Origin of the sequence: Sodalis sp. RH20 (genome assembly GCF_047324205.1) — a bacterium.
Taxonomy (GTDB): Bacteria; Pseudomonadota; Gammaproteobacteria; order Enterobacterales; family Enterobacteriaceae; genus Acerihabitans.
Window position 1 is genome coordinate 3,104,894 of sequence record NZ_CP178733.1, and the last position, 25,360, is coordinate 3,130,253.

The 25,360-nt window shown below is 60.5% G+C and carries 20 protein-coding genes and 1 pseudogene; 8 read left to right on the forward strand and 13 right to left on the reverse strand.

All coding sequences use genetic code 11. From position 1 onward, the window contains the following. Positions 1-46: 46 nt before the first annotated feature. Complete coding sequence (locus tag ACL2XM_RS14305; RefSeq protein WP_410015963.1) at positions 47-151, forward strand: hypothetical protein; 105 nt, start codon at positions 47-49, stop codon at positions 149-151. Between the two features lie 17 nt (positions 152-168). On the opposite strand, the gene ACL2XM_RS14310 is transcribed toward ACL2XM_RS14305, so the two are convergent. From ACL2XM_RS14310 to bglX, 6 genes are all read right to left on the reverse strand, one after another. Further along, a complete protein-coding gene (locus tag ACL2XM_RS14310; RefSeq protein WP_413731139.1) occupies positions 169-900 on the reverse strand; it encodes an ABC transporter permease in 732 nt (243 codons plus the stop codon). A gap of 1 nt (position 901) precedes the next feature. Beyond that, entirely contained in the window at positions 902-1,840 is a 939-nt protein-coding gene (locus ACL2XM_RS14315) for an ABC transporter ATP-binding protein (protein WP_410015965.1), read from the reverse strand. Continuing rightward, positions 1,837-2,988: an ABC transporter permease gene (locus tag ACL2XM_RS14320; protein WP_410015966.1), complete on the reverse strand. Its 1,152-nt coding sequence runs from the start codon at positions 2,986-2,988 to the stop codon at positions 1,837-1,839. Before ACL2XM_RS14320 ends, ACL2XM_RS14315 begins: the two co-directional genes overlap by 4 nt. Positions 2,989-3,018: 30 nt before the next feature. Then, the gene (locus tag ACL2XM_RS14325; protein ID WP_410015967.1) at positions 3,019-3,951 is read right to left on the reverse strand and encodes an ABC transporter substrate-binding protein; all 933 of its coding nucleotides are present in this window, start codon (positions 3,949-3,951) and stop codon (positions 3,019-3,021) included. A gap of 176 nt (positions 3,952-4,127) precedes the next feature. Beyond that, positions 4,128-4,670 (reverse strand): isopentenyl-diphosphate Delta-isomerase, encoded by a 543-nt coding sequence (gene idi, locus ACL2XM_RS14330; RefSeq protein WP_413727016.1) that lies wholly within the window; start codon positions 4,668-4,670, stop codon positions 4,128-4,130. A 152-nt stretch (positions 4,671-4,822) separates the two neighbouring features. Then, a complete protein-coding gene (gene bglX, locus ACL2XM_RS14335; RefSeq protein ID WP_410015969.1) occupies positions 4,823-7,114 on the reverse strand; it encodes a beta-glucosidase BglX in 2,292 nt (763 codons plus the stop codon). 361 nt (positions 7,115-7,475) lie between these two features. Here bglX and dld point away from each other — a divergent pair, with 361 nt between their 5' ends. From dld to ACL2XM_RS14355, 4 genes are all read left to right on the forward strand, one after another. After that, the gene (gene dld / locus ACL2XM_RS14340) at positions 7,476-9,209 is read left to right on the forward strand and encodes a D-lactate dehydrogenase (RefSeq protein ID WP_413731141.1); all 1,734 of its coding nucleotides are present in this window, start codon (positions 7,476-7,478) and stop codon (positions 9,207-9,209) included. Between the two features lie 236 nt (positions 9,210-9,445). Beyond that, positions 9,446-10,432, forward strand: coding sequence for a Gfo/Idh/MocA family protein (locus ACL2XM_RS14345; protein ID WP_413731142.1), 987 nt, complete (start codon positions 9,446-9,448; stop codon positions 10,430-10,432). Continuing rightward, positions 10,432-10,908, forward strand: coding sequence for a GNAT family N-acetyltransferase (locus ACL2XM_RS14350; protein WP_413722351.1), 477 nt, complete (start codon positions 10,432-10,434; stop codon positions 10,906-10,908). The genes ACL2XM_RS14345 and ACL2XM_RS14350 overlap by 1 nt, the downstream gene beginning before the upstream one ends. Positions 10,909-10,984: 76 nt before the next feature. Then, positions 10,985-11,674: a glutathione S-transferase family protein gene (locus ACL2XM_RS14355; RefSeq protein ID WP_413731143.1), complete on the forward strand. Its 690-nt coding sequence runs from the start codon at positions 10,985-10,987 to the stop codon at positions 11,672-11,674. A 371-nt stretch (positions 11,675-12,045) separates the two neighbouring features. Here ACL2XM_RS14355 and pbpG read toward each other — a convergent pair. From pbpG to ACL2XM_RS14390, 7 genes and pseudogenes are all read right to left on the reverse strand, one after another. Next, positions 12,046-12,858: pseudogene (gene pbpG, locus ACL2XM_RS14360) on the reverse strand (D-alanyl-D-alanine endopeptidase); the annotation flags it as partial. Positions 12,859-13,248: 390 nt separating this feature from the next. Beyond that, positions 13,249-14,448, reverse strand: a complete 1,200-nt coding sequence (locus tag ACL2XM_RS14365) for a multidrug effflux MFS transporter (protein ID WP_410015974.1) — start codon at positions 14,446-14,448, stop codon at positions 13,249-13,251. A 71-nt stretch (positions 14,449-14,519) separates the two neighbouring features. Then, positions 14,520-14,987, reverse strand: coding sequence for a spore coat protein U domain-containing protein (locus tag ACL2XM_RS14370; protein ID WP_410015975.1), 468 nt, complete (start codon positions 14,985-14,987; stop codon positions 14,520-14,522). 2 nt (positions 14,988-14,989) lie between these two features. Continuing rightward, on the reverse strand, positions 14,990-17,368 hold the full coding sequence (locus ACL2XM_RS14375; RefSeq protein ID WP_413731144.1) for a fimbria/pilus outer membrane usher protein: 2,379 nt from the start codon (positions 17,366-17,368) through the stop codon (positions 14,990-14,992). Continuing rightward, positions 17,341-18,066 carry a molecular chaperone gene (locus ACL2XM_RS14380; protein WP_410015977.1) on the reverse strand — a complete coding sequence of 242 codons (726 nt, stop codon included), beginning with the start codon at positions 18,064-18,066 and terminating at the stop codon, positions 17,341-17,343. The genes ACL2XM_RS14375 and ACL2XM_RS14380 overlap by 28 nt, the downstream gene beginning before the upstream one ends. Before the next feature lie 16 nt (positions 18,067-18,082). After that, the gene (locus tag ACL2XM_RS14385; RefSeq protein WP_410015978.1) at positions 18,083-18,592 is read right to left on the reverse strand and encodes a spore coat U domain-containing protein; all 510 of its coding nucleotides are present in this window, start codon (positions 18,590-18,592) and stop codon (positions 18,083-18,085) included. 306 nt (positions 18,593-18,898) lie between these two features. Then, positions 18,899-20,050, reverse strand: a complete 1,152-nt coding sequence (locus ACL2XM_RS14390; protein WP_410015979.1) for a helix-turn-helix domain-containing protein — start codon at positions 20,048-20,050, stop codon at positions 18,899-18,901. A gap of 790 nt (positions 20,051-20,840) precedes the next feature. Between ACL2XM_RS14390 and ACL2XM_RS14395 the strand changes: the two genes are divergently transcribed. The 3 genes from ACL2XM_RS14395 to ACL2XM_RS14405 are packed head-to-tail and all read left to right on the forward strand — an operon-like array spanning position 20,841 to position 25,295. Then, positions 20,841-22,127 (forward strand): efflux RND transporter periplasmic adaptor subunit, encoded by a 1,287-nt coding sequence (locus tag ACL2XM_RS14395; RefSeq protein ID WP_413731146.1) that lies wholly within the window; start codon positions 20,841-20,843, stop codon positions 22,125-22,127. Next, entirely contained in the window at positions 22,124-23,692 is a 1,569-nt protein-coding gene (locus ACL2XM_RS14400) for a DHA2 family efflux MFS transporter permease subunit (RefSeq protein WP_410015981.1), read from the forward strand. The genes ACL2XM_RS14395 and ACL2XM_RS14400 overlap by 4 nt, the downstream gene beginning before the upstream one ends. A 1-nt stretch (position 23,693) precedes the next feature. Then, complete coding sequence (locus ACL2XM_RS14405; RefSeq protein ID WP_413727024.1) at positions 23,694-25,295, forward strand: efflux transporter outer membrane subunit; 1,602 nt, start codon at positions 23,694-23,696, stop codon at positions 25,293-25,295. Positions 25,296-25,360 lie beyond the last annotated feature (65 nt).

Consider the following 25,360-nt stretch of genomic DNA (forward strand, 5'->3'; position numbering starts at 1 on the left):
GCGCGCAGCACTTATAATGAAGTGAATCGCGACCTTAAGGAAGGGTATGAATCTTATCAAAGCGGGCGTGTTCGGCCTGATCTCATTGTGCGCCCTCGGCGCCATCGGCGGCGTCATGCTGGCCGGTTATATCGTCATCGTCCATAGCTGAGGACGTCCCTGCGGCCATCAGGTAGGGTGAAAACAGCGCAGCCAGCGTTCGAACAGCATATCGCTGATGACCGCCAGCAGGGCCACCAGCATCGCGCCCTGTAGAATATAGGCGGTATTAAAGCCGCTCAGGCCGATGATTATCGGCGAACCGAGCGTTTTGGCGCCCACGGTGGAGGCAATGGCGGCGGTGCCGATATTAATAATCACCGAGGTGCGGATGCCGGTGATGATAACCGGCGCGGCCAGCGGCAGCTCCACCCGGCGCAATATTTGCCAGCGGCTCATGCCGGCGCCGGTGGCGGTTTCCAGAATGGATGCCGGCACCGTTTCAATGCCGGTGATGGTTCCCTGCACAATGGGCAACAGGCCGTAGAGCACCAGCGCGATAATCGCCGGTTGTTCGCTAAAGCCCATCACCGGCACGGCGACGGCCAGCACCGCCACCGGCGGAAAGGTCTGGCCGACCGCCACGATGGTTTCCACCAGCGAGCGAAACTCCCGGCCGCCCGCCCGCGTCACGCCGATACCGGCGCCGACGCCAATCGCCACGGCGATAAGGCTTGATAGCAATACCAGTTGGACATGGGCCCAGGCCAGCGAAGCAAAGCTGTCCTGCAGATAGACCGGACGATCCAGCGCCGGAAACAACTGCGAGAACAGCCAGTCCAGCCTGGTCATGCCGAACATCAGCGCCAGCAGCAGCAGCGCGCACCATAACAGCGGATCGGTAATTACTCGGCGCAGCATGCTATTCCTCCTTCCCGGGTTTGACCAAATCGCGGAAATGGAGCACGCCCAGCGATGCGCCCTGCTCATCCACCACCGGCAGCAGTTCGGTCTGGCGGGAGACAAACTCCGACAGGGCCTCGCGCAGAGTCATGGCGGCCGCTATCGGTTTGCCGGGCAAGCGCTCGCCTTTGCGCGCATGGCTCCCCGCCGCGCCCAGCGCCAGTAATTTAATGCCGATATCGCTGCGGCCGAAAAAATCCCTGACAAAGACATTGGCCGGCTGGGTGAGTAAATGACGCGGCGTACCCTGCTGGATCACCTGCCCCTGGTCAAGCAAGACAATGCGGTCCGCCAGCGCCAATGCCTCGTCGATATCATGCGTCACCAGCACCACCGTGCGGCCGGACAATTGGTGAATACGGGCAATTTCCGCCTGCAGCGCGGCGCGGGTAACCGGATCGAGCGCGCCGAAAGGCTCATCCATCAGCAGCACCTCCGGATCGGCGGCCAGGGCGCGCGCCACGCCCACCCGCTGCTGCTGCCCGCCTGAAAGCTGGTGGGGATAACGGCCGCGGAACTGCGCCGCGTCCAGATGCAGCAGTTCCAACAATTCGGTGACGCGATCGCGTATTTTAGCCTTCGGCCACTTCAGCAGCTGCGGCACGGTGGCGATATTCTGCTCCACCGTCCAATGCGGGAACAGGCCGATGGACTGGATGGCGTAACCCATGCGCCGGCGCAGTTCCTGCGGTTTAAAACTGTGGATCTCATCGCCGGCGAACAAAATCTTGCCCTGGTCATGTTCAATTAAACGGTTAATCATTTTAAGCGTGGTGGACTTACCTGAGCCGGAAGTACCAATCAGCACGGTAAACTCGCTTTCGGCAATGTTCAGGTTCAGGTCTTCCACCGCCGGTTTGCCGTGAAAAATTTTACTGACATGTTGAAATTGAATCATTGGTGTACCGTCTCAAGAAAAGAGATGATCAGTTTAAACAACGTGTCCACCAGCACCGCCAGCGCGATAGCCGGGATCACCCCAAGCAAGACCAGCTCCAGCGCGCTGCTGAGCAGGCCCTGGAACATGAGCGCGCCGAAACCGCCGGCGCCGATCAGGGCGGCGATCATGCCCATGCCGACGGTCTGCACGGCGATAATGCGGATGCCCGAGAGGATCACCGGCAGCGCCAGCGGCACCTGAATACGGCGGAATATCTGCCCGCGGGTCATGCCCATGCCCAGCGCGGTTTCAATCACCTCGGCGGGTACCTGCGTCAGCCCGGCGTTCACGCTGCGCACCAGCGGCAGTAGCGCGTACAGCACCAGGGCAATCAGCGCCGGCGCCAGGCCGATACCGCCTACCCCCGCGTCGCGCAGCCACGGCCAGGCGGCGGCCAGGCCGCTGAGCGGCGCAATCAGCAGGCCGAACAGGGCGATGGCCGGTATCGTCTGGATAATGTTGAGGGTGGAAAACAGCGCCGGGCGCCAGCGCGCCGAGCGATGACAAAGCAGCCCCAGCGGAATGCCGATAACGATAGCCGGCACCAGGGTGCCGAACAGCAGGGTCAGATGTTCGCCCAGCGCCTGCTGGAAAATCTCCCGCCGGTTGGCATATTCGATAAATAACGACAGTTGATCCAGCCGCCCGGTCCAGATCAGCGCCACCGGCGGCAGCCAGATTTGCGCATTGGCCACGACGCGCAGCGTATGACTGGCGGTCGCGCGGCCGATGGCGTCGGCGGCGATCAGCAGGCACAGCGCGAGCAGCAGCCAGAAACCGCTGCCGAACGAGGTGCGCGCCAGATGCCCGCCCCGCCCGGCCAGTTGCGTGGCCGTGTCGCCGGCCAGCGCCACCAGGCACCACAGCAATACCTCCGCCAGCAGCATAACCGCCAGCTGCGCGCGGCGCGAGGGCGCGACAAAACACAGCGCCACCAGCGCGGCAACCGGCGCCAGCAGCAGTAACCACCCACCGCCCAGCAGGGCGGCCAGCCCGATGCCCTGGCCTGACATCAGGCGGTTCGGCGCATAGTTGACAAAAGGCAGCCAAACGCCCGCCGCAATCGCCAATAGCGACAGGGTCAGCAGGACGCGGTTTTTAACCACGCAGGGCGGCTCTCCCCGGCGCCGGGAGGGTTAGGATTTGACAAACCCTTTTTGTTTAAGATAATCCGCCGCCACTTTGCTGGCATTCTGTCCTTCCACCGCGATGCCGGCATTGAGCTTTTGCAGCGTCTGGGTATCCAGCGAGGCGAATACCGGTTTCAGCCAGGCCGCGATATCAGGATGCTGTTTGAGCACCGCCTCGCGGATGATGGGCGCCGGCGCGTAAATAGGCTGTACGCCCTGCGGATCGGCCAGGGTATGCAACCCGAGCGCGGCCACCGGCCCGTCGGTACCGTAGGCCATGGCGGCGTTGACGCCGGACGTCTGTTCGGCGGCGGCCTTCAGCGTCACGGCGGTATCGCCGCCGGCCAGCGACAGCAGCTGATCCTGCTGCAGTTTAAAGCCATAGGTTTTTTCAAAGGCGGGCAAGGCGTCGGGGCGTTCGATAAATTCCGCCGAGGCGGCCAGCTTGAATTTGCCGCCGGCTTTCAGATAACCGCCCAAATCGGCCAGTGAATTGATATTTTTACTTTTGGCCAGGTCCTCGCGGATGGCGATGGTCCAGGTATTATTCGCCGGCGCCGGTTCCAGCCAGACAATATGATTCTTGTCATAATCGAGTTTTTTGACTTTCTGGTAACCCGCGTTGGCGTCTTTCCAGGCGGGATCTTTTTCATCGCTGAAGAAAAACGCGCCGTTGCCGGTATATTCGGGGTAGATATCTATTTCGCCGGCGGTGATGGCCCCGCGTAATACCTGGGTGGTGCCCAGTTGGGATTTATTGATGGTCTTGACGCCGTGGGACTCCAGAACCTGGACAATGATATTGCCGAGCAGCGAACCTTCGGTATCGATCTTCGATCCCACCCGTACCGCCGAATCGGCCGCCTGAGCGCCGGCGGTCATACCCAGCATGGCTGCGGCAAGACACAGCGCTCGTCCGTGATGAAAAAAATTGACCATGATTTTCATTCCCCTCAGAGGTATTGGTAAATTATCCGCAGCGGTTGAACGGATATTATGTTCTTGAAAGAATAGTTCAAATTAGAATTTATTCATTAAAAAAGAAAGCATAAGAATAGAACCGAAAGTATGGAGACAACATTAAGGCTCGCGGGGAGATCGCGGGCAGAATAACCTTAACCCGCGCGCTTTAAGCGCATAAATTCGGTTATATGGCCTGGTATGGCGGCCAGTGTCAGCTTGAACCAGGGAGTGTACCGCGCCGGACGCGCCTTGATATCCGCCAGCACCGCCGGCAATGGCTGGTAGCGGCAGGCCATGGCTTCTTCGGGATTAAGCGTCGGCGCCTGCGCGCTGACGCCGAAAAAAACATGATCGAATTCATGTTCTATCAGCCCATTGGCCAGCGGCAGGCGGTATTGCAGCTTAAACACCGGCGTCAGGGCGCAGCGCAGGCCCATTTCCTCATGCAGGCGGCGCCGGGCCGCGGTCTGGGTATCCTCGTGGGGCATGGGATGGCCGCAGCAGGTATTGCTCCATAAACCGCCGCAGTGGTATTTGCCGGCGGCGCGCTGCTGAAGCAGCAGCTCACCGCGTGGATTAAAGAGATATACCGTGATCGCCCGATGCAGCAGCCCCTCGCGATGCGCCTGGAGTTTTTCCATCCTGCCCACGCACTGATCGCGCTCATTAACGAGGACGACTTCGGTAAACGCCATGATAGTGTCTCATTAAGCCCCTGCAAACGTCTATTTTAACGGCAATGATGGTAAAAATCTGCGCAACGGCTGGGAATAAACGTTACGCAGCGGCATATTTTGCAAAAAAGCATGTCCACAGCGACAGGCTCTTGAGACTCACGTTAGGATGATTACTGCAGGGTAAACCTCGCGGTTTTGACCCGGGCGGAATCCAGCCCCACCATCACCTCGAATTCGCCCGGCTCGGCGGCAAACCGCATCTGCTGATCATAGAATTTCAGCGCGGCGGCATCCAGCCTGAACGTCACCGTTTTTGCTTCCCCGGCCTTGAGGAACACTTTCTGGAAGCCTTTTAATTCCTTCACCGGACGGCTTAACGATGCCGCGATGTCGTGTACGTAGAGCTGGGCCACGGTATCGCCGTCGCGATGGCCGGTATTGGTCAGGGTGACGCTGACGGTGATACTGCCGTCGCGCCCAAGCGTAGTGCTTGACAGCGCCGGCGCCGATACGTCGAAGGTGGTGTAGCTCAGGCCGAAACCGAACGGATAAAGCGGGCCGTTGGCCTCGTCATAATAATGCGAGGTGTATTTATCCGGTTTGTCCGCCAGATAGGGCCGCCCGGTGGGCAGGTGATTATAATAGGTTGGGATCTGCCCCACCGAACGTGGGAAGGACATCGGCAGTTTACCGGACGGGTTGTAATCGCCAAACAGCACATCGGCGATGGCGTTGCCGCCCTCGGTGCCGCTGAACCAGGTTTCCAGCATGGCGTCCGCCTGCTGGTTCTCACGCACTAGCGCCAGCGGCCGGCCGTTCATCAGCACCAGCACCAGCGGCTTGCCGGTGGCCTTAAGCGCGTCGATAAGCGCGCGCTGGCTGTCTGGAATGGTGATATTGGTACGGCTGGACGCCTCGTGGGCCATGCCCTGGGATTCCCCTACCGCCGCGATGACAACATCCGCTTTGCGGGCAGCCTTGACCGCTTCGTCGATCATCGCCTGCGGCGCGCGCGGGTCGTTCTTCACCGCCTGATCGTAGGAATTCAGGTAAGCGAGCATATCCTTATGATCGGTAATATTGGCGCCCCGGGCATACACCACGGTGGCCTTGTCCCCCACGGCGTTGCGTATTCCGCGCAACAGGGTGACGGATTGCTCGGGCCGCCCGGCGGCGGACCAACTGCCCATGATATCCCGCTGGCTGTCCGCCAACGGCCCCACCACGGCGATAACGCCCTGTTTTTTCAGCGGCAGGGTATGCAGGCGGTTTTTCAGCAATACCAGGCACTGGCGCGCCACCTGGCGAGCCGCGTCGCGGTGCAGGCGGCTTTCGGCGTTGGTGTCCTGCGGATCGCTGCCCACGGGGCCCAAATGGCTGTAAGCGTCGCGGAACAGGCCCATATCGTATTTGACATTGAGCACGTGGCGTACCGCTTCGTCAATTTCCTGCTCGCTGACCCCGCCGCTTTTCACCAGCTGCGGCAGATAGCGGATAAAATATTCGTCGCTCATGCTCATGTTGATGCCGGCGTTAAGCGCAATTTTTACCGCCTCGATGGGCGAACTGGCCACGCCGTGTTTGATCAATTCCTTGATGGCGCCGTGATCGCTGATGGTGATGCCGGTAAAATGCCATTGCTTGCGCAGAATATCCTTTAACAGCCAGGCATCGGCGGTGGCCGGAACGCCGTTTACGGTATTCAGCGCCACCATCACCCCGCCGCTGCCCGCGTCAAGGGCCGCTTTATAAGGCGGCATATAATCCTGGAACATGCGTTGCGGGCTCATATCGACCGTATTGTAATCACGTCCCCCCTCCACCGCGCCATACAGGGCAAAATGTTTTACCGACGTCATCAGCGCGTGGCGATCGCCCGGATTCTTACCCTGGATGGACTGCACCAGGGTGCGGCCGATTTCCGCGGTCAGGAACGTATCTTCGCCCAACCCTTCGGAGACCCGGCCCCAGCGCGGATCGCGCGTGACGTCCACCATGGGCGCCCAGGTCATGTTAAGTCCGTCTTCGCTGCCCTCATAGGCGGCGATGCGTCCGCTGGTGGCTACCGCATCAAGGTTCCAGCTGGAGGCGAGCCCCAGGCTGATGGGGAAAATAGTGCGCTGGCCGTGGACGATATCATAGGCGAAGAAAAGCGGGATTTTCAGCCGGGGCAATTGCATGGCCTGATCCTGCATCTGGCGGATATCCTGGCGGGTCACCGTATTAAAAATAGCGCCCACCTGGCCGTTTTTGATCATCTCCCGGATGGCTTCCTTCGGATTTTCCGGCCCGACGCTGATAAGTCGCAGCTGGCCGATTTTTTCCTGCAGGGTCATTTTTTGCAGCAGCGCGTTAACATAAGCGTCGCGGGGCAAATCGGGAGAAGGAAGCTGGGTATCGTCCGCCAGGGCGGGGTGAAGCGATAATGCTGCAAGCAGGCTCAGTGAACACAGCCATTTCATATCGTTGTTCTCATACTCGCGAAAGCGTACCGGGCCCGGCGCCCGCTACGGATATTCTGGTTAATATGCCATAAGGCATCGCAGTGCTCAGTGTAGACCATCACGAACGCGAGTGGGTAAGGTTAAATTATTGAAAGCGTTTGTTTCTGGATAAGAATATCGTTAATCGGCCGCGCGCCCGGGATGCGTCCGGCGACGCCGCGGCGGCCGGACCGGCTGCCGGCAAAGCGCCTTTCTCATTATGTTCACATTGACGCCGCTCCGGGCGTATATTCATTATCCATATGCGCCAGTTTACATGAGTCCGTATCCCGTCCGTGGGTATAAAATCAGTTTGCTTCGCAGAGAAAAGGATATCGTTATGCCGCACACTTCGCCTTATCTATCGCATGCGTTTTTAGAACGGCTTACCGCCATCGTCGGTAAGCGTCATGTCCTGACCGATAGCCGCCAGACCCAGCGTTATTGCAAGGGATTCCGCTCCGGCAGCGGCCCGGCCCTGGCGGTGGTGCTGCCCGACTCGCTGCTCTCGCTGTGGCGGGTGCTGGAAGCCTGCGTGGCCGCCGACAAAGTGATTATCATGCAGGCGGCCAATACCGGCCTGACCGAAGGCTCCACGCCCAACGGCTCCGATTACGATCGCGAGGTGGTGGTGGTCAGCACCCGGCGCCTGGATGGCGTACAGCTGATCGACGAGGGCCGGCAGGCAGTGGCCCTGGCGGGCAGTACGCTTTATACGCTGGAAAAGGCGTTGAAGCCCCTGAAGCGGGAACCGCATTCGGTTATCGGCTCCTCCTGTCTCGGCGCGTCGGTCATCGGCGGCATTTGCAATAATTCCGGCGGATCGCTGGTCAAGCGCGGCCCGGCCTATACCGAAATGGCGCTGTTCGCGCAGCGAGATGAAGACGGCCAATTGCGGCTGGTCAACCATTTAGGCATCGATTTAGGCACCACGCCGGAGCAGATCCTCACCCGGCTGGAGAACCGGCAATATTCGGCGGCGGACGTTCAACCGGCCGGGCATGCCTGCTCCGATCATGATTACGCCGAACGGGTGCGCCAGGTGGATGCCGCCACCCCGTCGCGATTTAACGCCGACCAGCGCCGGCTGTTCGAGGCGTCGGGCAGCGCCGGTAAGGTGGCGGTGTTCGCCGTGCGCCTGGATACGTTTCCCGCCGAGGAACGCCAGCAGGTCTTCTACATCGGCACCAACGACCCGCAGGTCCTGGCCCGGCTGCGCCGCGACGTCCTGTCCGGCTTCGCCAACCTGCCGGTGGCGGGCGAGTATATGCATCGCGATTGTTACGATATCAGCGCCACCTACGGCAAAGACACCTTTATCATGATTAACCGGCTCGGCACCGACCGGATGCCGTGGCTGTTCCAGCTAAAAGGCCGTATCGACGCCACGCTGAACGCCCAGGCCTGGCTGCCGCCGCAGCTCAGCGATCGTTTCCTGCAGTTGGCAAGCCGTCTGTGGCCGCAGCATTTGCCGCCGCGCATGACGGCGTTCCGAGAGCGTTATGAGCATCATCTGCTGCTGAAAATGTCCGGCGACGGCATTAACGAGGCCGAGGCCTACCTGAAAAACTTTTTTGCCGTGGAGCCGGGGGATTATTTTATCTGCACCGACGACGAGGGCGGCAAGGCTTTCCTGCACCGTTTCGCCGCCGCCGGGGCCGCGGTGCGCTATCATGCGGTACACAGCGATGAGGTGGAGGATATCCTGGCCCTGGATATTGCCCTGCCGCGCAATGAAACCCAGTGGTTCGAAACCCTGCCGCCGGACATTGACCGGCAACTGGTGGCCAAGCTTTATTACGGTCATTTCATGTGCCACGTCTTTCATCAGGATTATATTGTGCGTAAGGGGGTCGACAGCCATGCGTTGAAAGCACGGATGCTGGCGTTGCTTAATCAACGCGGCGCCGAATATCCGGCCGAACACAACGTTGGCCATCTTTACCAGGCCAAGCCGCAGCTGGCGGCGTTCTACCGGCAGATCGATCCCACCAATACCTTTAATCCCGGCATCGGCAAGACCTCCAGGCTAAAGCTTTGGCGCGAGCCCGGCGCGGAGCAAAAGCAGCCCTGACGGCGACGCTTTCCGCCCCCGGGCGTGCGCCGCCTTCACGGGGGGCTTGGCAAGCGCGATGACCTTTGCAATACTGCTTGGCAGTGTTACAAGTCATGATCGGTCTATACAGGCGTTGACAATCCGTTATGCGGCGCCGTCCGATGCCCGATGGCAAGGCCGGCCGCGCTTCAGCGGCAATCGTGATATTCAGGGACGATCGGTTCTTCATTTTTCAACAAGGCATCGACTCTGTTATGAAATATGTCATCGTGGGTACAGGTAACATCAGCCGCACCTATCTCAAGGCGCTGGACGCATTGCCGGCAAGCGAAGCTGTGGGGTATATATCCCGCAGCAAAGCGGCGGGCGCTACCGTTGGCGCATTACCTTGCTGGCCGGCGCTGGCGCAAGTCGATCGGCCGTTTGACGCCGTTATCGTCACCACGCCCAACGCGCTGCATCATCAAAGCGCCATCGAGGCCGCGCAGCTGGGCAAGCATGTGCTGGTGGAAAAACCGCTGGATATCACCCAGGCCGCCATGGACGATATGATAAGGGTTGCCGCGCGGCACCAGGTGGTGTTGGCCGTGAGCTACCAGCGCCGCACCAATCCGGACAACCGGGCCATTAAACGCCTGCTTGAGCAGCAGGCGTTCGGCCGAATCTATTCCGCCGACCTGAGCTGCCGCTTCTGGCGCGATCAGGCGTATTACGACAGCGCGGCCTACCGCGGCACCTACGCCGTTGACGGCGGCGGGGTCTTTATCCAGCAGGCCAGCCATAATATCGATAACTACATCTGGTTTTTCGGCATGCCGGAACGGGTGCAGGGAGAGCTGGACACCTTCGCGCACCAGATGGAGGCCGAAGATCACGGCGCCGTGGTGTTGCGCCATGCCGACGGCATGATCGGCACCATCGTCGCCTCCACCTGCGCCCCGCCGGGATACCCTCCGCGCCTGGAGGTCAGCTGTGAAAAAGGCACCTTTACCCTGCTGAACGACCGGATCAGCGCCTGGCACATCGCCGGCCTCGACAATCCGGCGGAGCAGGCGGAACCGGCGCCCGATGACGGCGCCAGCAACCCGGCGGTGTCCGACACCTCCCGCCACGAAGCGGTGCTCGAGGATTTCGAGCGGGCGGTTACGCGGGGCGATACGCCGTTGGCCGCGGGCATAGATGCCCGGCGCGCTACCGACCTTATCCTGCGGATTTACCGCTGTCGGACGGAAAACCGTTGATGTTCCGGCTCAGAGCGGCCCGTATCGATGAGTTGAGCCGACTCACCGAGCTCTGCGTGCAGTCAACAGCCTTATTGGGCTATGACGACGCGTTGCGGCAATCCTGCCGCGATAAGCTGACTTTTCGCCCGGCGGATATGGAAAACTCGCTGATTTGCGTCGCCGAGGCCGGCAATGCCTTGCTTGGCGCCGCCCAGCTGCTGCTCCAGGATGAAATCGCCCTGCTCGAACGGTTGTTCGTGGCGCCGGACAACGCCAATACCGGCATCGGCAAAATGCTGTTCGGCTGGTCCATCAACGCCGCCCACCGGGCCGGCGCCGAACGGTTGCTCATTGATTGCCATCCCCTTGCCGCCGGCTTTTACCAGCGCATGGGCGCGCGCGCGGAGGGCACGGTCGACACCGGCCTGCTGCCCGGTCAGCCAACGCCGCGTTTTCGCATTACCCTGACCCCCTGCCGGGCCGCCGCCAGGTAGCGGCACGGCAGGCCGGCGGGATGCGCGTATTGGGCAGCGGCTTACCAACCCCACGACAGCAACGGAGCGTGACATCGTGTATCAATTGCATATTGCCAATAAAAATTATTCGTCCTGGTCGCTGCGTCCCTGGCTCTTGATGAAGACGCTGGATATTCCGTTTGACGAGGCGCTGCATCCTTTCCAGTCGGGCGACAATCACCCTCTTTTCGCGCATTTTTCGCCCTCCGGACGGGTGCCGGTGCTGTATGACGGCGCCACGGCGGTGTGGGACTCGCTGGCCATCGCCGAATACCTGGCGGATACCCATGCGGGCATCTGGCCGGAAGAACGCCAGGCCCGGGCCTGGGCGCGCTGCGCGGCGGCGGAAATGCATGCCGGGTTCGGCACGCTGCGCAGCCTGTGCCCGATGAACTGCGGCGTGCGGGTGCGTTTGCGGGCGATTCCCGACACCCTGCGCGCCGATCTGGCGCGCCTGGACGCGTTGTGGCAACAGGGGCTTTCCCGTTTCGGCGGGCCGTATTTGGCGGGCCGCGAATTTAGCGCCGCGGATGCGTTTTTTGCCCCGGTGGTATTCCGGGTGCAGACCTACGACCTGCCGCTGTCGGCCGCCGCGCAGGCATGGTGCCGCACCATGCTGGCGCTGCCCGCGCTGGAGCAATGGTATCAGGATGCGCTGGCCGAGAAGTGGCGCGAGGCCTCGCATGAGGAAGAGTCGGCGAACCAGGGAGAGATTATTGCGGATCTGCGCGGCCGGGCGGAGTAGCGCCGGCCGCGGTTGGCACCTTAATCGACCTGTTTGTCCCGATCGCCGGCGCCATTTTTCGCCGTTTGTCCGGACGGATGGGTTTTGGACTTCTTAAATGCCGTCTGGCCGGGCTTGGCGGCTTTGGTTTTTTTATACGCCGTCTGGCCGGGTTTGGCTTTACCGGCGGCGGCCGTTTGTCCGCGCCTGGCCTTGTGGGCGGCAGCCGTCTGGAGAGCGTTGGCGTTGCCGGCCTTTTTCGCCGTTTGCCCCGTCGCATGGCGTTTCAGCGCTTTATCGCCTGGCTGTTTATTATTGGCCAGGGCGCGATGGGCCGCGGGTTTATAGGCCGAGCGGGTGGAGCGCAGCGCCGGAGCTTTCGGATAGACCTGCGACGGCAGCGCCGTGGCCTGGCCGGTTTCCAGCCAATTGCGGATACGGCTGGCATCGGCAAAATGGGTATATTTACCGAAGGCGTCCAATACCACCAGTCCCACCGGGCGATGATTGATCACGGTGCGCATCACCAGGCAATGCCCCGCCGGATTGGTAAAGCCGGTTTTGGTTAACTGTATGGTCCAGTCCGGACGATAAACGAGATGATTGGTATTGCGAAACGGCAGGGTATAGGACGGATTGCTGAACGTCGCCATGGTCTCGTGCGTCGTGCTGAGTTCGGTAAGCATCGGGTATTGCTGGCTGGCGATAAGCAATTTTGACAAATCGCGCGCCGTCGACACGTTATTGAATGACAAACCGGTAGGCTCGACATAATGGGTATTCATCATGCCCAATGAGCGCGCCTTGGCATTCATCGCGGCGATAAACGCCGAATAACCGCCGGGATAATGATGCGCCAGGCTGGCGGCGGCCCGATTTTCCGAAGACATCAGCGCCAGCAGCAGCATATTGCGCCGGCTAATTTCGCTGCCTACGCGCACCCTTGAAAACACCCCCCTTAATTCCGGCGTTTCATGGATATCCACGGAAATTATTTCATCCATGGGCTGCTGCGCGTCCAATACCACAATGGCGGTCATCAGCTTCGACAGCGAGGCAATAGGCACCACTTTATCCGCATTGGAAGAATAAAGCAGGTGATTATCCGTCATATCAAAAACAATCGCGCTGCCGGAGGCAATTACCAGCGGCGAAACCAGGGGCGCCGCCTGTGCGTCGACGGCGGCCTGTGCATCGTTAATCATCACATTTGTAAGCGTTAAAAGAGACACGCCAAAACAAGCGACACGAAAAAAAGATAACATTAGCCATTACCTGAAAGATACTGCGGGACCGCAGTTGATGACGACATAGTATATCCGATTCTCCCCAAACGAAAATCGCTTAACGCCTGTATTTTTTTGTCACCAAAAAAGGCGGCGCCTTGATTGACAACTTTCAGCATTGCGCAACATCGCAGAAGATATTATTTCACCATAATTAATCAATTAATGACCTATTAATGAATAACAAACAGGCAATATTCAGCGATATCGCCCGCCAATTTTGCTTAGCGGGCGATCGGCGGGGAATAGCGGCAATTGCCCGGCTTTTTTCCGGTAAACGGAGTTAATTACCTTTTACAGGCAATATGTTTATTCGGGCCGCGGACGCGGGGCTTTTCTATTGACCAGTAGCAGGAAAAGCGCGCCGGCAATGATATGGCAGCCCCAGATGGTTATCCCCATGGTCACCGCCGACGTGCCGCCGATGCCGGTAATGGGGACGCTTACCGCCCCGAGGGCGAACATCGCCACGCCAATCATGGCGGAGGCGCTGCCGGCATTCTGGCCCTGGGTTTGCATCGCCAGTGAGGAGGCCAGCGTTCCGATCAGGCCGTTGATCATAACCGAAAAAAACAGGGCCGCCAGGATAAAGGACAGCGGCAAACCGAACAGGCCGCACAAGAGTAAAGCGGTGGAGGCCGTCCCCGCCACGCCCAGCCCCCAGGTCAGCACCCGGTATTCGCCGATCCTGGCGCTGGTGCGCGCGGCGATCTGCGAGGCGGCAATCAGGCCCAGGCCGTTGACGGCAAAACAAAAGCTGAAGTCCTGCGGGCTCAGGCCATAGAGCTGCTGCAAGACAAAGGGCGAGGCGCCGATATAGGCGAACATGCCCGCCATGCTGAACCCCTGCGTCAGGCACAGCCCCATAAACTGCCGCTGCCGCAGCAGGCGACCCAGGCCGCCGAAAACGCTGAGCAGCGGCGCCTGGCTGCGCCTGGCTGCGGGCAGGGTTTCTTCCAGCCGCCAGGCGCTGAGCGCCAGCAGCGCCGACGCCATCACCGCCAGCACGATAAACAATCCGCGCCAGTCCAGCCAGGCCAGCAGCGCGCCGCCCAGAACCGGAGCGCCGATGGGCGCCAGCCCGTTAACCAGCATCAGCAGGGCAAAAAACCGGGTCAGCGCAATGCCGCTGTACAAATCCCGCGCCACCGCGCGCGACAGTACCGCGCCGCCCGCGCCGGCCAGCCCCTGTACCAGCCGGGCGGCCAGCAGCTGGCCGATATTTTGCGCCAGCGCGCAGGCGATGGAGGCCAGCAGCAGTATTAGCAGGGAAAACAGCAGCGGTCTCATGCGCCCCAGCTTATCGCTGAGCGGGCCGAAAATAAGCTGCCCGGCCCCCAGGCCCAGCAGGCCGGCGGTGAGGCTCAGCTGCGCGGAGGCGGTATTAGTGGCAAGCGAGCCTGCCAGTTGCGGCAGGGCGGGCAGGTAAAAATCGGTACATAAGGGGCCGAGCGCGGCCAGCGAGCCCAGCACCAGGGCATAACCAAGCTGTCGTTGTGCGAAAGCCATGAACGCGGATATCCTTTTTCCCGCCGGACAACCTCGGCCCGGCGCGGGCGACACCGTGCCGCCCCTGGCGTTTAATATAGCAGTTGCACAAGGGTAGTGGCGATATAGCTTCCCGGCCGATCGTCGCGGCCGGCCCTCATCCTGGCGTAAACGGTGTAGGTACGGGTTACCGTGGCGTTGGCCGCCAGGCTGTAGCCGTCGGTAATGGCCCCGCCGCCGCCGTTTCCCCACACCTGCTGGTAATTATCGGAGGTATAGAGCTGATAACCGGCGTTATGACCGCCGGCCGACATTTGCCGTTGCCCCTCCCCCGCCGGCCCGTCAAGCAAAATCCGGTAACTGACGTTGGCCGCCGCCGCGCCGGTACGGCAGACCACGGTCAGGGTGGCGGTGGTCTGCCGCGTGGCGCCGTCGACCCCCGCCAGCGCGCCGAAACTCAGCGGCGTGGCGGCGATGGAACAATCGTAGGCCAGCGCCGGACCGGAGAACAGGGCGCAAAGCATAACGAACCAGGCACCCCTTACGCGTGTTAAAAACATATTCAGGCTCCCGTATTACAGGTCAGGGGGCCGATTTGCGGCAGCACATTGGCCTGGGGATGATAATCAAAGCTCAGGGTACAATCGGGCCTGCCCGACGTTTCGACCTTAAGCCGGTTGTGTTCCGCCAGATTCTCGAAAAACGTCTGGCCGTCGTAGCCGACCATGGCCTGGGCGCCGCTGTCCACCAGGGTCGCCACGCTGCCGAGCGGCAGGGGATGCCGCTGCGTGTCCACCAGCAGCAGGGTGGCGCCGCGGCTGCGGCGGATGGGAAAGCGGGCGATCACGCCGGCGCGATCGCCCGGCCTGACCATCAGCACGTCATTGGTGAGGGCGACATCCATCGGCACATCATTGGGGTCGACGGACAGGCGGTTGCTTTCGTAGGCGCGGATATCCTCGATAAACATCAGTCCATGGCCGTCGGTCTTGCCCACCGGGCGGTTTTCCTGCAGGACGGTTATGCCGGGTAAGCCGTCGGTATCCACCAGCGCGAAGCTGTCCTGAATGGTATTGGCGGCAAAAACATGACCGCCGATGGCCGCCAGGGAGCCGCGGGCGGAAGCCCGGACCGCGTGGCCGTCATTGCCCTGCTCGGCGTCGGCGCCGATAAGCCCCCAGTCGGCTTTATATTCCAGCCCGGCATTTTGCCGCGACACCGCGCCGTGCTGCTCAGCCAGGTTCCAGCCAATATCGCCGTGCCGTACCGCTGATTGCTGCGCCTGCAAGGTTTGCGTGCTGTCGCCCTGGCCGACGCTTACGCTGGTACTGATATTCGCCCGCGCGCCGAAAGGGATGGAGATGCCGGCAAACAGGCTATTGCCCTTATCGTAATCAAAATCATGTAATAGCGTGATATAGCCAAACGCCGCCAACACCGGCAGCGGGGCCGAATACGTGGCCGAGAGGGTCGAGGTGCTTATCCGTTGGGACTCATAATTATAACTGTTGTAGTAATTAACTAATTTGCGCGCATAGACCAGGCCGAACGAACCGTTGCCGGGATAGACCGGGAAACCAAGGCTGGCGCGCAGGGTGGTGCCGGCGGTATTGTCGCCATAGGCCGCGGCGATATCATAAAAGCCGGCATTCGCCCTGAGCGCGCTAAAGCCGTAGCTGAAGCTGTGCATCATATGGGAAAAACCGATGCCGTACTGCTGCCCCTGTTTTTCGCCATAACGACTGGCGGCCAGGGAACCGGACAATACCCCCGCATCGCCGATCAGCAAATTGGCGCCGCCGCCGCCCATCACCAGTTTTTGCGTGGCTTCCAGATGGGTCTCCAGCGTCACCGCCGGCCATACGCCCCGCCGGTAGCTCACCGAGGCCGCGCCGCCGGTATAATCGGCGGACCGGCTGGCATACTCACGCCGCACCGTGCCGGCTTCCACCGACAAGGACTCCAGTCCCTGTCTCAGCATCGCGTTGCTGGCGTAAAAAGGCAGGGTTTGCGTGGTCTGCCGGCCGTTGGCGTCCTTCACCACCATGGAGACGTCGCCGCCGCCGGTGGTTACCGGCAGCGAGGTGATGTCAAACGGCCCGGCATCCACCTGGCGGGTCATCTGATGCAGGCCGTTGACGTAGATATCCACCGACGACGGGACCGCCACCTCGCCGCTGATGCCCGGACGGGGGAACGTCACGAGATCGGGGCGCAGGCCGAAATTGGTGGTCATCTGCATGCCGCCCATGCGCACGGGACGGGTCCAGTCCAGGCCGCCGCTGATATAATCGCCGGCGTTCCAGGTACGCAGGGTGGCGACATCGGAATAGCTGTAGGTGCTTTCCAGCCGAACCGTGCGATCGAGATAAGGACTATGGGTTTGAATGGCGCTGTTGGCCAGCACGCCGCTATCGCCGAACAGCCGCAGATCGCCCAGCAGGCTATGGCTCTCTTCGCCATGATACTCGGTCACCTGCCCGTCGTAGTTCAGCACCGCGCCCCGATCGCTGTGGGGCGCGCTGTCGTCCGGGGAAAGGCTATCCGACGAAAACTGCTGGGCAATCTGGTCGCCGGACGGCACCTGTAAAAACAGCATCTGGGCGTTTTCATCCAGCCGCCAGGTCCAGCCCTGGATGCTGTTTAGCGCAATCAGGCCGCCGCCGGTGTCGGTATAGGAGCCGGTGAGTTTCAGCCCGGAGGCGGTAATCTGCGCGCGGGTCAGTAGCAGGGCGCCCGGCTTGCCGGCGACTTCCTGGATATTATCGTGGATGCGTCCGTTAACCACGACATTGAGCAACAGGCTTTGGCCGGCATCTGCCGCGGGCGCTGTTTCAGCGCCCCACGCCAGTATCGGCCATAGCAGCGCCAGGGCCAGCATGCGGCCTGGCTGGCGACGCCGCCCGGCGGCTGTCAATGCGTCGGGCCGACATTGACCCATTGATCCGATTTATCCTGGGGACCGGGGTTTTGCACATGTATCCGGGTCCCGGTGGTCAAGACATGTTTGGGATCGCTGATAAGCCAGTGCTGTTGATTGCCCGCCAGGATATAGGGCATGCCGGGGCCGGTCAGCTTCAAGCGTTCGCCGCCGACGGTGGTGGCGCTCACGTTATAGAGCATACTGTGTTTAAGGCCCAGGTTATTCGCCACCAGCATCATGCCGTCGCCCTGGCGCTCAATCCGCCACTGCACATCCGCCGCCGCCGGCTCCGCGCTCAGGGAAAATACCGGCACGGTAAAGCGTATCGCCAGTTGCACTTTCGCGTTGGCGCGATCGGGGATCTGATCAAAAATAATACGATAGGATTCCTCGCCTTTGCTTGCCGGCTCGCGCAGCAGCAGCCTGACGGTTTGTGATTTTCCGGCGGGAATAGTGGCGAACGGCGGGCTTACCGACAGTTTGTTGGTGCTGACGAAGCTGTCGTTATTACCCTTTTGCACCCAGCTGTATCCCCGGATCTGGATAACGCTTGGGGTATCGGCATTATTGGTCAGGGTAAAACTGGCGGATCGGTGCGCGGACGACAGATCCTGACGGATGGGAACGATAGCCAATGCCTGCGCAGAAACCTGGGGCACGATGGCCCACAGGCTTGCCAGCATAAGCGCCCGGATAAAATGATTGTTACGGGGCATAGTGGCTGATCTTGTATTAATAGGTAACGGTTACGGCGACGGTATCGGTATAGTCACCGACCGCCGAGGTGAGCTGGTTGGCGGCGATTTCACCGTACACGGTAATATTCTGCTCACCGCCGGTGCCGACGCCCGCGACGGTATCGTCGCCGGTGGCTTCACCCCAGTTGGTGGTATGTTCGATATTCTGGTATAAGCCGTAGTTCAGCGTCGAGCCGGCCACTGAACCGGTCATGACGCGCACCGCGGTGGTGGCGTCGGTGCCGGTGCCCGCGCCCAGCGCAACCGTATACGGCGCCGCGTTAGAACAGGTCAGCGATAAGGTGGCGGTGGTATCTACCGCGTCGGTACCGGTATAGGCCGGGAATGCCATGGCGGTAGTGGCGATAGTACAGGCTGACTGCACCTCGGCGGTAACCGCGATATTGGTGGTGGCCGTACCGGCCGCGAAAGCGGAAGACGCCACGGTGGCGCCGAGGCACAACAGAGACAAAGCACCGACTTTAAAAAGACGTTGGCTGGACATGATATTTCCTTGAAAGAAGCGATAGGCGATATGAATGGATTTGGCGCGTTAAACCGGCCATTTCTCGCGGTTATTTTAACCGTTAAAAAGAAGGCGCGGTAATGTTAACCATCGCAAATCCGGACGGAACACCTGCTTTAACGGCCAAAACCATTAATAATCATTTTGTCTGCGGAAAATATTAACCATTGCGCGGGATAATGGCCGAATGGAATAATAGCGGCTGGATTGACCATTATTTTACGCTAGCTTATATAGAATGAATTACAGTTTATATTTTGATTTTGCCGGTATTAACCAATGCGGTTACTCAACAACGGCGTTTTCCTGTAATTCCCGCAGCCAGGAGGGAATGGCGCGGCCGTCAAACAGGGCCGCATACAAGGGGTAATCAAGCGTGGGCGTAAGCGTGCCGGGCTGCGTGCGGTATTGGTGCGGGCTGACGTTAAAAAACTTGCGGAACATGCGCGCCAGTTGCTGGCCATCGTGCAATCCGCCGCGCCGGGCGATCTTGTCGATGGGCAAAGCGCTGTCGAGCAGTGCCTGACGCGCTAATTCCAACCGGAGCAGCAGCAAAAAAAGATACGGCGAATAGCCCACCTCGAGCGTGAAATGGCGGCGAAAACTGCGCTCGCTCATGGTCATGAACCGCGCCGATCGCTCCATGCTTAAATCCTCGTCAATATGCTTCAGCCACCAGAGCGTCACCCGATGGGCTATCGTGTCATGACGGGTGAATATCTGCGCCGTGACCGGGGTATTATCGCCGAGTCGCAGCATTCGTTCGCCGTCCTGGGTGGGACGAGCCAACGGCAACGGCCCTTTCAGCAGCAGCAACGCCAGTTCACGCAAATTGATATGTTCGCTGGTGGTCAGGATATTGCCGTCAATTTGCAGCGCCGCCGGCATATTGACATTGACCAGCGGATAATGCTCGGCAAGATACGGCGCCAGCGCGGAATGGGTGGTCGCCTGGCGATGGTCCAGCAGCCCGGCCGCCGCCAGGCGCAGCACGCCGGATCCAAGCGCGACGATCTGTCCGGCGCCGGGACAAGCCGCCTGCAGCCAGCGGGATAACAATTCATTGGGCGCGGCCGCGGCCGCCCGGGTACCGTGGGCGATGATCAGCAGATCGGGACTGAGCGGAACCGGCCCGCGCACCGTCAGCGTTTCCGCGTGGATTAACCGGCTGGCCGGCGAAGATATACGTCCGCCGACCGCCGAGTAGATCTGCGTAACGAAGTGTATTTTTTGTCCGCCGTGCCGTACGGCAAAATCGTTTAAGCCCGCCAGCATTTCCAGCAGCTTGACCATTTCGCCGAGAAAGCAGCCGGGATAGGTGAGGATAATCACCCGGCGCACCCGGCTGCGCCCGGGCAGGGCCAGCAACGCGCCCGCGGGGTCATCATCACGCAGGGGGAAGGCGGCGGCAATAGCGGGCATGGCGGTCTTGGTCATGATTAACGGTATCCCGCAGGGGGTGTCATTAACGGTTTGCCACGGTAACAATTGACAGACGGAGCAGTTCGTCAATACCCGGACGGTGAACTTCCTGTTAACGTAAATAATCCTTGTTACCCGGAAGCATGGCAGAAAAAATAGCGTAACAAACCCTGTTTAAATCAGCTTAAAAGATTGACTGGGCGCTTTTATTAATGCCATAAAAGTAAAGCACAGCGCCGTTTCAGGATAAAACAGCCGCCAGAAAAAAATAAAACCATCGCCAACCCGCGTTTATATGGCGCACTGACGCAGGGTTATTTGGCTTAAATCCGGAAATTAATATGTGCCGTTCAGGCTCTGAATGCAATTAATTTATGATATAAAACAGACCAGAAAAGCATTATTGACTCTAAACGTCGTAGAAATGATATTTTTTAATCGTGTTTATTTTCAGGATGAGTAAAATCCTAAAACACCCCGGTTTACGCCTGCCTTTGCCACGGCGGCGACATGAGAATCGCAGCGCGTCATGGCCGGCATATAGCTCTTCGCCAGCGGCACCCTGACGCCCTGACATAAATTTTAACGCTTTTCCCATTTTTTGCCCGCGCGCGGGCTTTCTTTTTAAACCAAATAGGATAATTAATTGTTTTTTATAAGGTTATAAATCACCTGTTGACGCCCCCAAGGCAAGCACAGGAAAACCGCGACTTTTTTTCCCTTTGCTATAATTCGTTTCACTACCCCCTTAACCCCTTGTTTAACACCGGCGCAGCACTCCGCTGCCGATATTTTGATGAGGCCTATGGACAGCAATAACAATAGCGAATCCAATAACGCATTGCCCAGGCGCGCCGCCGCCCAAGGCGATGACCAACAGGGAAACGCCGGCCAGGCGGGCCGGCAATCACAAGACAGCGGCGACCTGCCGCCAAAAAGTCAGGATCGGGCCGACCAGAACACCCGCAGGAATAACGACACAGGACGGGATAGCGCCGGCGGCGACAACGAGGCACACGGGGATGACGGCGACGGCGCGCAAGAAACGCAGCGCAAGCGCCCCGGTAAAAAACCGTTGATTATCCTTGGGGTGGTGGTGCTGATCCTGATTGTGGTCGGCCTCTATTTTTGGCTGACGACCCGCAACCAGGAAACCACCGATGATGCGTTTACCGAAAGCGACGCGGTGACCGTGGCGCCGAAAGTCGGCGGTTACGTGGTTAACCTGGCGGTCAGGGATAACCAGCGGGTGCATAAAGGCGACCTGCTGCTGCAAATCGATGCGCGGGATTATCGTGCCCAGCACGATCAGGCCCTGGCCCAGTTGGGGCTGGCCGAGGCGCAGCTTCACCAGGCCGAGGCGCAATTGGCGCTGTCCAGGGTGCAGTACCCGGCGCAACTGGCCCAGGCCCAGGCCCAACAGGCGCGGGCCGACGCCAATCTGCAAAATGCCGAAGCGGAATTCCGCCGCCAGCGCGGCGTGGATCCCCGCGCCACCACCCAGCAAAATATCGATACCGCCAGCGCCCAGGTGCGCGCCGCGCGCGCGGATGCCGCCAGCGCCCGCGCCCAGGTGGAGGTGGCCGCGCAGGTCGCCCTGCAGATCAACCAGGCCGAGGCCACGGTTGAAGCCCGGCAGCAGCAGGTACGGCAGGCGAAGGCCCAGTTGGAAACCGCCGATCTGAACCTTTCCTATACCGATGTCCGCGCGCCGTTCGACGGCTATGTGACCCGGCGTAATGTCCAGCCCGGCATGCTGGTGCAGGCGGGCAGCGCCTTGTTTTCAGTGGTCTCGCCCGACATTTGGGTAATGGCGAACTTCAAAGAGTCGCAGCTCGAACGCATGCGCCCCGGCAATAAGGTGGAGATTACCGTCGACGCCTTTCCCGATATGAAGCTGCAGGGCCATGTGGACAGCGTGCAGCAGGGCACCGGCTCCCGCTTCTCGGCGTTCCCGGCGGAAAACGCCACCGGCAACTTCGTCAAGATCGTTCAGCGCGTGCCGGTGAAAATCGTTATCGACAGCGGACTGGACGCCAATACCCCCCTGCCCCTGGGCCTGTCGGTGGCGCCGAAGGTATTGCTGGAATGAGCGGTGAACGCAACTGGCAGCCGGCCAGCAATCCCTGGCTGGTGGCGATGGTGGTGACGCTGGCGGTGTTTATGGAAATCCTCGACACCACCATTGTCAACGTGGCCCTGCCCCACGTCGCCGGCACGCTGTCGTCCAGTTACGATGAATCCACCTGGGTGCTGACCTCCTATCTGGTGGCCAACGGCATCGTATTGCCTATTTCGGCGTTCCTCAGCCGGGTGTTCGGCCGTAAACAGTATTTCCTGTTGTGCATTGCCATGTTTACCCTGTGCTCGTTTCTGTGCGGTATCGCCACCGAGCTGTGGCAAATGATCCTGTTTCGCGTATTGCAGGGATTTTTCGGCGGCGGGCTGCAGCCGATCCAGCAATCGGTACTGCTGGATTATTTCAAGCCGGAAGATCGCGGCAAGGCGTTCGGCCTGTCGTCTATCGCCATCATCGTGGCGCCGGTGGTCGGTCCGACGCTCGGCGGCTGGATCACCGATAACTACAGCTGGCGTTGGGTGTTCCTGATCAATATCCCGGTGGGCGTGCTGACCCTGCTGGCCATTTACCAGTTGCTGGAGGATCCCCCCTGGGAGCGTAAGGTGAAAGGTAAAAAACTCAGCATCGACTTTACCGGCATCGGCCTGATTGCATTGGGCCTGGGCTGCCTGCAGGTAATGCTGGACCGCGGCGAGGACGACGACTGGTTCACCTCCGGTTTTATCCGGCTGTTCGCGCTGCTTACCGTCATCGGCATCGTCGGCGCCGTCTATTGGCTGTTGTATGCCAAAAAGCCGGTGGTGGATTTGCGCTGCCTGAAGGATCGTAATTTCGCCGTGGCCTGCCTGCTGATGGCCGGCATGGCCATGATCCTCTACGGCAGCTCGGTGGTGATGCCGCAACTGGCGCAACAGGAACTGGGTTATACCGCCACCCTGTCCGGGCTGGTGCTGTCGCCGGGGGCTATTCTGATTGTCCTGTCGATCCCGCTGGTATTAAAGCTGATGCCGATCGTGCAAACCCGCTGGCTGGTGGCCTTTGGCTTCCTGCTGCTGGCGCTGTCGTTTATCTATTCGCGCCATCTGGTGCCCAACGTAGACTTCAATACCCTGGTGATGATGCGCAGCGCGCAGTCCATCGGGCTGGGTTTCCTGTTTGTGCCGTTGACCACCGTCGCCTTCGTCACGCTGGCACCGCGGCTGAATGCAGACGCCTCGGCGCTGTTTACCATGTTCCGCAACGTGGCGGGGTCGGTGGGCATTTCGCTGTCCACCGCGGCCATCACCGAGCGATCCCAGGCCCATAGCGCCGCCATGGTGCATAATATGTCGCCGCTTAACGAACAGTTTCAACAGACGCTGAACCGCACCGCGGCGGCAATCCGCGATTTTTCCCACCAAATAGGCGATCCGATGCAGCTGGCGACCGGCCAGATGTATCAGCAGATGATATCCCAATCACGGATCCTGGCGTATATCGACGTCTTTTCCCTGTGCGCGGTGGTGGCGTTTATCCTTATACCTTTTTGTCTGTTGCTTTCGCCCGTCAAGAGCGAAGGCAATGCGGGAGCACATTGATATGCCGGTTTGTTTCCTGGCCGCCCGGCGGCGGCATCGCTCATTGATAGGGCGTTTCAGTCTCGGCGTGGCGCCGTTCGTCCTGGCCGCCTGCGCGGTAGGACCGGACTATCAGCCGCCCCATCCCGTCACCCCCGCCGCCTTTGCGCCGGCCGGCGATAAATCCGGCGCCGCGGTCACGCTGGCGTCGCAGCCGGACCCGTCCTGGTGGCGCAGTTTCAACGATCCGCAGCTCGACAGCCTGATCGCGCGCGCCATCGCCGGCAACCTTTCGCTGCAACAGGCGGTGCTGCGCATCGCCGGCGCGCGTGAACAAAGCGTGCAGGCGGGGGCGGCCGGTTTGCCCGCGGTAAACGCCAGCGCCAAGGCTACCCGGCAGCAGCTGGGCCTGAAGGGTGAACTTGAATCCTCCGGCGTCAACCTCAGCGATGAAAATACCAGCCCGGAGATTGCCTCAGGGCTGGATAGCCTGTTCAAGCCGGTCAATCTTTACCAGGGCAGTTTCGACGCCAGCTGGGAAATTGATCTGTGGGGCCGGGTACGTCGCTCGGTGGAGGCGGCGAACGCCCAAACCCAGGCCGCGGTCGAGGGACGCAACGACGCGCTGGTCTCGCTGGAGGCGGAGGTGGCGCGGACTTACCTGCAGTTGCGCGGCGCGCAGAGCGTGGCCGCTACCCTGGAAACACAAATTGCGGTGGCCCAGCAATCGGCGGAACTGACGCGCAGCCAGCAGCAGCACGGCCTGGCCCCGCAGTATGACGTGGAAAACGCCAACGCCCAGCTTGGTTCGCTGCGGGCGCAACTGCCCCAGTATGAAGCGCAGCAGCGCCAGGCCATGAACGGCCTGGCGGTGCTGCTGGGCCAGCCTCCCGGCACCCTGGATCACGAGCTGGCGCCCGTCAAACCCCTGCCTGCGGTTCCCGCGGCGGTGCCGGTGGGCGTGCCATCGACGCTGGCGCGTCGGCGGCCGGATATCCGCCAGGCGGAAGCCAACCTGCATGCGGCCACCGCCAATATCGGGGTTTCGGTGGCGCAGTTGTTTCCCGATCTGTCATTGACCGGGCAGTTCGGGATGCGCAATACCGATGCGGACTACCTCACCCACTGGAGCAGCCATTTTTACAGCTTTGGTCCCCAGGTTTCCCTGCCGATATTCCAGGGCGGCCGGCTGGTGGCCAGCGTGAAACTGTCGCGCGTACAGCAGGCCAATGAAGCGCTTGCCTATCGCCAGGCAGTGTTGACCGCCCTGCAGGATGTGGAAAATGCCCTGGTCAGCTACCGCACCGATCGGCAGCGGGTCGAGGGGCTGGAGCAAACTGCCGCCTCGTTGCAGAATGCCTTCGATCTCGCCAGCGCCAGCTATCGCCAGGGCATCAGCACTTTTATCAACGTGCTGGACGCCCAGCGGCAGCTGGCGCAGGCCCGGCAGCAGGCGGCCAGCGCGCGGGTGCAGACCGGCACAGATCTGGTGGCGTTATATAAAGCGCTCGGCGGCGGCTGGGAGCCGTATCAGAATATGACGCTGCCCGACTACCCGGTTTTTGGTCCGGCGGAGTCGGGAAACGCGCCGGTGCAATTGACTAATAAATCGCCACAATCTTAGGCGCAAGCACAAATCGGTCTAAAAATGTGTCTTGGATCACATATTTTTGTAGCGCAATGCAACCA

Excerpts from the sequence above, each read along its gene's own strand:
- ACL2XM_RS14400 (WP_410015981.1), top strand. The coding sequence starts at position 22,124 with ATGAGCGGTGAACGCAACTGGCAGCCGGCCAGCAATCCCTGGCTGGTG.
- ACL2XM_RS14315 (WP_410015965.1), bottom strand. The coding sequence starts at position 1,840 with ATGATTCAATTTCAACATGTCAGTAAAATTTTTCACGGCAAACCGGCG.
- ACL2XM_RS14385 (WP_410015978.1), bottom strand. The coding sequence starts at position 18,592 with ATGTCCAGCCAACGTCTTTTTAAAGTCGGTGCTTTGTCTCTGTTGTGC.
- ACL2XM_RS14350 (WP_413722351.1), top strand. The coding sequence starts at position 10,432 with ATGTTCCGGCTCAGAGCGGCCCGTATCGATGAGTTGAGCCGACTCACC.
- ACL2XM_RS14305 (WP_410015963.1), top strand. The coding sequence starts at position 47 with ATGAATCTTATCAAAGCGGGCGTGTTCGGCCTGATCTCATTGTGCGCC.
- bglX (WP_410015969.1), bottom strand. The coding sequence starts at position 7,114 with ATGAAATGGCTGTGTTCACTGAGCCTGCTTGCAGCATTATCGCTTCAC.
- ACL2XM_RS14345 (WP_413731142.1), top strand. The coding sequence starts at position 9,446 with ATGAAATATGTCATCGTGGGTACAGGTAACATCAGCCGCACCTATCTC.
- dld (WP_413731141.1), top strand. The coding sequence starts at position 7,476 with ATGCCGCACACTTCGCCTTATCTATCGCATGCGTTTTTAGAACGGCTT.
- ACL2XM_RS14375 (WP_413731144.1), bottom strand. The coding sequence starts at position 17,368 with ATGGGTCAATGTCGGCCCGACGCATTGACAGCCGCCGGGCGGCGTCGC.
- ACL2XM_RS14370 (WP_410015975.1), bottom strand. The coding sequence starts at position 14,987 with ATGTTTTTAACACGCGTAAGGGGTGCCTGGTTCGTTATGCTTTGCGCC.
- ACL2XM_RS14380 (WP_410015977.1), bottom strand. The coding sequence starts at position 18,066 with ATGCCCCGTAACAATCATTTTATCCGGGCGCTTATGCTGGCAAGCCTG.
- ACL2XM_RS14365 (WP_410015974.1), bottom strand. The coding sequence starts at position 14,448 with ATGGCTTTCGCACAACGACAGCTTGGTTATGCCCTGGTGCTGGGCTCG.
- ACL2XM_RS14405 (WP_413727024.1), top strand. The coding sequence starts at position 23,694 with ATGCCGGTTTGTTTCCTGGCCGCCCGGCGGCGGCATCGCTCATTGATA.
- ACL2XM_RS14310 (WP_413731139.1), bottom strand. The coding sequence starts at position 900 with ATGCTGCGCCGAGTAATTACCGATCCGCTGTTATGGTGCGCGCTGCTG.
- ACL2XM_RS14395 (WP_413731146.1), top strand. The coding sequence starts at position 20,841 with ATGGACAGCAATAACAATAGCGAATCCAATAACGCATTGCCCAGGCGC.
- ACL2XM_RS14390 (WP_410015979.1), bottom strand. The coding sequence starts at position 20,050 with ATGACCAAGACCGCCATGCCCGCTATTGCCGCCGCCTTCCCCCTGCGT.
- idi (WP_413727016.1), bottom strand. The coding sequence starts at position 4,670 with ATGGCGTTTACCGAAGTCGTCCTCGTTAATGAGCGCGATCAGTGCGTG.
- ACL2XM_RS14325 (WP_410015967.1), bottom strand. The coding sequence starts at position 3,951 with ATGGTCAATTTTTTTCATCACGGACGAGCGCTGTGTCTTGCCGCAGCC.